At 66.9% G+C, this 1,001-nt stretch carries 2 protein-coding genes; one reads left to right on the forward strand and one right to left on the reverse strand.

What is annotated here, in order from left to right:
• Window positions 1–730, forward strand: a 730-nt coding sequence (locus tag EON91_RS14645; RefSeq protein ID WP_292096174.1) for a type 1 glutamine amidotransferase, incomplete at its 5' end; no start/stop codon positions are given.
• Here EON91_RS14645 and EON91_RS14650 read toward each other — a convergent pair.
• Window positions 727–1,001 (reverse strand): hypothetical protein (locus EON91_RS14650; RefSeq protein ID WP_292096175.1); only part of this gene is annotated, 275 nt, incomplete at its 5' end. The two genes, EON91_RS14645 and EON91_RS14650, sit on opposite strands and share 4 nt — an antisense overlap.

A 1,001-nucleotide genomic window follows, 5' to 3' on the forward strand; every position in this document is an offset into this window, starting at 1 on the left:
ACAGCATTTTCGAAGCATGAAGATCACGATTCTGGAGACTGGCCGGGCGCCCGGCAAGCTGGTGGATGAGTATCCCCGCTACCCGGACATGTTCGCCTCGCTTCTGTCCCCCTGGGGGCAGGAACTGGCCTATCACAGCGTGGGGCTGCTGGATGGCGAGGACCTGCCGGAGCCGTCAGCCTGTGAGGCCATCCTGATCACCGGCTCGCCCTTCGGCGTCTATGATTCGACGCCGTGGATGGACCCGTTGCGCGGGTTTATCCGCAAGGCCCATGCGGCGCGTATCCCCATGGTGGGTGTGTGCTTCGGGCATCAGGTGATCGCCGATGCGCTGGGCGGGGAAGTCCGCAAGTCCGAAAAGGGCTGGGGGATAGGGCGGCATACCTATGAGATCACACAGCCGCGCGACTGGATGGGCGAGCCGCGGGGGCAGGTCTCGCTGTCGGCCAGCCACCAGGACCAGGTGATCACGCCGCCGGCGGGGGCGATCACGCTGGCCCGGTCGGCCCATACGGACCATGCGATGCTGGAATATGCCGATGCGCCGGTGGTGACCCTGCAAGGGCATCCGGAGTTTTCCGACCAGTACGCCTCCGCCCTTTGGGAGGCGCGGCGCGGCAAGGCGCTGAGCGAGGTTCAGGTGGACCGGGCGCTGGCGTCGATGGTGTTGCCAGGGGATGGCGCGCTGGTGGGCGAGTGGATCGTGCGGTTCCTGAGAACGGCGCGCTAGCGGGTCTTGATCACGCGCATGGAGGCGATCCAGCCGGCGGTCTGATAGGCGCCGGCGAAGATCAGCAGCGTGTCGAGCCATTGCCGCGTGTTCCACAGCGGCCAGATCGGCATCAGCGAGATGATCGCGATCAGGGCCGATGCGCCATCCAGCCAGCGGTCTCCGAAGAGATAGCCGAGGCCGGTGCGGGCGTTGCGGACGGCCTTGCGGGTGACCGGGAAGATGCCGTCCTCCAGCCGCGGGGGGCCGAAGGTCTGCTGCAGGTCGTCGA

Source organism: Brevundimonas sp., assembly GCF_004210735.1.
GTDB lineage: Bacteria > Pseudomonadota > Alphaproteobacteria > Caulobacterales > Caulobacteraceae > Brevundimonas.